The organism is Leclercia sp. M50 (genome assembly GCF_037150775.1).
GTDB lineage: Bacteria > Pseudomonadota > Gammaproteobacteria > Enterobacterales > Enterobacteriaceae > Enterobacter.
This window is the reverse complement of record NZ_JBBCPK010000177.1, coordinates 1-4,521: the sequence shown is the minus strand read 5'-3', so window position 1 is coordinate 4,521 and position 4,521 is coordinate 1. Positions and strand designations below refer to the sequence as shown.

Here is a 4,521-nt window from a genome sequence, read left to right as displayed (position 1 = left end):
CGAAAGCGGCCTCACTGAACGATTACCTGCTGCTGGCCCTGCCCTGCCATGCCCAGATCAACGCCGAGGAGCTAAAACATGACGGGGCGGCCGCCTGCCTGCTGAAACCGCTGACGGCCACGCGCCTGTTGCCAACGCTGACGGAATATTGCCGTCTGAACCATCACATCGCACCGATTACCAGCGATGAGAGCAAACTGCCGATGACCGTGATGGCGGTGGATGACAACCCCGCCAACCTGAAGCTGATCGGGGCGTTGCTGGAGGATCAGGTTCAGCATGTCGAACTGTGCGAGAGCGGTCTGCAGGCGGTGGAGCGAGCGAAGGAGAAGCAGTTTGACCTGATCATGATGGATATTCAGATGCCCGGTATGGACGGCATCCGCGCCTGTGAACTGATTCGCCAGCTTCCTCATCAGCAGCAAACCCCGGTGATTGCCGTGACGGCGCATGCGATGGCGGGGCAAAAGGAGAAGCTGCTGAGCGCCGGGATGAACGACTATCTGGCGAAGCCGATTGAAGAAGAGAAACTGCACAGCCTGCTGCTGCGCTACAAACCCGGCCCTACCACAGGCAACTGGATCCCCGCACCGGAGATTCCGCCGGCGGCCCCGGAGATTGTGACTAACGTCAGTGCCACCCTCGACTGGCAGCTGGCGCTGCGTCAGGCGGCGGGCAAAAACGACCTCGCGCGGGAGATGCTGCAGATGCTGGTCGCGTTCCTGCCAGAGATCCGCAATAAAGTGGAAGAACAACTGGTGGGAGAAAACCCGGAAGACCTGGTCGGGGCGATCCATAAGCTGCACGGCAGCTGCGGGTACAGCGGGGTGCCGCGTCTTAAGAATCTCTGTCAGCTGCTGGAGCAGCAGTTACGTTCCGGTACGCCGGAAAGCGAGCTGGAGCCGGAGTTCCTGGAGTTGCTGGATGAGATGGATAACGTCACGCGGGAAGCGATGAAGGTGCTGGGGTCGTAAGGCCCCTCTCCCGACAGGAAGAGGGGGAACAGAAGGGATTACAGCCCCCTTCCCACTTTTAATACGGCGGCGATATTGCGGGCCGCCATCCGCACGTTTTCTTCGGCCTCTTCCAGCGCCTCTTCCAGCGTACAGACGGTATAAATCACGCTGAACACCGCGTCGATGCCATGGTCATGCACCACGCCGACGTCCGCCGTCAGGCTGCCCGCGAGGCCAATGACCGGTTTATTGTAGCGTTTGGCAATCTTCGCCACCCCTACCGGCACTTTGCCATGAACGGTCTGGCTGTCGATCCGCCCTTCGCCGGTGATCACCAGATCGGCATCGGCCACCAGGCCGTCGAGATTGAGCGCATCGGTGACGATTTCAATACCCTGGCGCAGCTGCGCGCCGCAAAACGCATACAACGCCGCGCCCATACCGCCAGCCGCGCCGCCACCCGCCAGCCCGAGCACGTCAACGTCCAGGTCGCGGGCGATGATCCGGGCATACTGCGTCAGCGCGCGATCGAGGCGCACGATCATCTCTGAGGTCGCCCCCTTTTGCGGACCAAACACGGCGGTAGCGCCATTGTCGCCGGTCAGCGGGTTAGTGACATCGCATGCCACCTCAATGCGGCACGCCGTCAGTCGTTTATCCAGACCGCTGATATCGATACGTGCCAGCCTTTCCAGTTCACCGCCGCCGGGACCGATGGCGTGACCCTGTTCGTCCAGCAGTTTCGCACCAAGCGCCTGCACCATCCCTGCGCCGCCATCGTTAGTGGCGCTGCCGCCAATCCCAATGATGATATGTTTTACGCCTGCATCCAGGGCATGGCGGATCAGCTCCCCGGTTCCCCAGGAGGTGGTTTTCAGCGGATTGCGCTGGGCCGGGGGAACCAGCTCCAGACCGCTGGCCGCCGCCATCTCGATGAATGCGCTTTTTCCATCGCCGGAGCGGCCATAAAAACCGTCAACATGCTCGCCGAGCGGCCCCGTTACGCGTACCTGAATAATTTCACCCTGGGTGGCGGCGACCATCGCTTCCACGGTGCCCTCCCCGCCATCGGCAACCGGCAGTTTCACGTACTCCGCCGTGGGGAAAATCTCGCAAAATCCTTGCTCTATCGCCGTTGCCACTGCCAGGGCACTCAGGCTCTCTTTGTAAGAGTCCGGTGCGATCACTATTTTCATAAGCCGTCCTTACGCATGTTGACTACCATAAGCATACACCCGTCACGCAAGAGATAATGCCGACTCCCGCAGGAACCGGCACCGGACTTAACGCACCATGCAAGGGCGTTTGTTGTTGAAGGTCCACTCCGGAATCAGGTACTGCATCGCCATCGCGTCGTCGCGTGCGCCCAGACCGTGCTGCAGGTAGAGCTCGTGCGCCTTCATCACCTGATCCATATCCAGCTCCACGCCCAGACCCGGTGTGGTTGGTACCTGCACCATACCGCCCTTGATTTCGAACGGCTGTTTGGTCAGGCGCTGGTTGCCCTCCTGCCAGATCCAGTGGGTGTCGATGGCGGTGATGTTGCCCGGCGCGGCAGCGGCCACGTGGGTGAACATCGCCAGCGAGATATCAAAGTGGTTGTTGGAGTGCGAACCCCAGGTCAGGCCGAACTCGTGACACATCTGCGCCACGCGCACCGAGCCCTGCATGGTCCAGAAGTGCGGATCCGCCAGCGGGATATCCACCGACTGCAGCGACAGGGTATGCCCCATCTGACGCCAGTCGGTGGCAATCATGTTGGTGGCGGTTGGCAGACCGGTGGCGCGGCGGAACTCGGCCATCACTTCACGCCCGGAGAAGCCCTTCTCGGCACCGCACGGATCTTCCGCATAGGCCAGCACGCCCTTCAGACGCTTACCGATGCGGATCGCCTCGTCCAGCGACCATGCGCCGTTTGGATCGAGGGTGACGCGCGCCTGTGGGAAGCGTTTCGCCAGTGCAATGATCGATTCGGCTTCTTCTTCACCCGCCAGCACGCCGCCCTTGAGTTTGAAATCGTTAAAGCCGTACTTCTCGTAGGCGGCTTCCGCCAGACGGACCACCGCATCAGGGGTCATCGCCTCTTCATGGCGCAGGCGATACCAGTCGCACTGCTCATCCGGCTGGCTCTGGTACGGCAGCGGGGTCAGCTTGCGGTTGCCCACAAAGAACAGGTAGCCCAGCATCTCAACTTCGGTGCGCTGCTGCCCGTCACCCAGCAGGGAGGCGACGTTAACGCCCAGATGCTGGCCCAGCAGGTCGAGCATCGCCGCTTCAATACCGGTCACCACGTGGATAGTGGTGCGCAGGTCGAAGGTCTGCAACCCGCGGCCACTTGCGTCACGGTCGGCAAATTCGTTACGGACGGCGTTAAGAACGTTTTTATAGGCGCCCAGGGTTTGACCCACCACTAACGGGATCGCATCTTCCAGCGTTTTACGGATCTTCTCGCCACCCGGGATTTCACCTACCCCGGTGTGACCGGCGTTATCTTTGATAATCACAATATTACGGGTGAAGAACGGGGCATGGGCGCCGCTCAGGTTCATCAGCATGCTGTCATGACCCGCGACCGGGATAATCTGCATGGAGGTCACAACAGGAGTAGTAGACGTGCTCATAATTCCATCCTTTAATCAGTGGCGACCGAACGCCGGGCGTTTACGGTCAAAGGTCCAGCCGGGGATAAGGTACTGCATCGGGCCTGCGTCATTACGCGCGCCGCCTGGCAGTTTCTTATACGCCTCATGCGCTTTGTGGATCTGATCCCAGTCAAGTTCCACGCCAAGCCCCGGAGCGTCAGGTACGGCAATCTTGCCGTGTTTAATTTCGAGTGGATTTTTGGTCAGGCGCGCTTCGCCTTCCTGCCAGATCCAGTGGGTGTCGATAGCGGTCGGCGTGCCCGGTGCGGCGGCACCGACATGGGTAAACATCGCCAGCGAAATATCAAAGTGGTTGTTGGAGTGACAACCCCAGGTCAGGCCCCAGTCATCGCACAGCTGCGCCACCCGTACCGCGCCGGAAAGGGTCCAGAAGTGCGGGTCCGCCAGCGGAATATCGACCGCGTTGAGCATGACGGCATGTCCCATCTCGCGCCAGTTGGTGGCGATCATGTTGGTCGCTACCGGCAGGCCCGTGGCGCGGCGGAACTCTGCCATCACCTCACGGCCAGAGAAACCTTGCTCGGCGCCGCACGGATCTTCGGCGTAGGTCAGGACATCGCCCAGCCCTTTGCACAGGGCGATAGCTTCATCCAGCAGCCAGGCGCCGTTGGGATCCACGGTAATGCGGGCATCCGGGAAGCGTTTTTTCAAGGCGCGGGCGCTCTCAATTTCCTGCTCGCCCGGCAGAACGCCGCCTTTCAGTTTGAAATCCTTAAAGCCGTAGCGATCCTGCGCTGCTTCCGCCAGACGCACCACCGCCTCACTGGAGAGCGCCTCCTGGTGGCGCAGGTGATACCACTCGTGGCTGCCCGGCGAACGTTCCAGGTAAGGGAGATCGGTTTTGGTGCGATCGCCCAGGTAGAAGAGATAGCCCAGCACGGTGACCGCATCGCGCTGTGTTC

4 protein-coding genes are annotated in these 4,521 nt (G+C 61.0%); 1 reads left to right on the top strand and 3 read right to left on the bottom strand.

Translation table 11 applies throughout. The features are described 5' to 3' along the window. Window positions 1–974, top strand: a 974-nt coding sequence (locus WFM46_RS22935) for a response regulator (RefSeq protein WP_336998628.1), incomplete at its 5' end; no start/stop codon positions are given. Between the two features lie 38 nt (window positions 975–1,012). Here the strand turns inward: WFM46_RS22935 and WFM46_RS22930 are convergent. The 3 genes from WFM46_RS22930 to WFM46_RS22920 all read right to left on the bottom strand — a co-directional run. Continuing rightward, on the bottom strand, window positions 1,013–2,152 hold the full coding sequence (locus tag WFM46_RS22930; protein WP_180210546.1) for a glycerate kinase: 1,140 nt from the start codon (window positions 2,150–2,152) through the stop codon (window positions 1,013–1,015). Between the two features lie 87 nt (window positions 2,153–2,239). Next, entirely contained in the window at window positions 2,240–3,580 is a 1,341-nt protein-coding gene (gene gudD, locus WFM46_RS22925) for a glucarate dehydratase (RefSeq protein ID WP_336998629.1), read from the bottom strand. Between the two features lie 12 nt (window positions 3,581–3,592). Continuing rightward, window positions 3,593–4,521, bottom strand: a 929-nt coding sequence (locus WFM46_RS22920) for an enolase C-terminal domain-like protein (RefSeq protein ID WP_336998627.1), incomplete at its 5' end; no start/stop codon positions are given.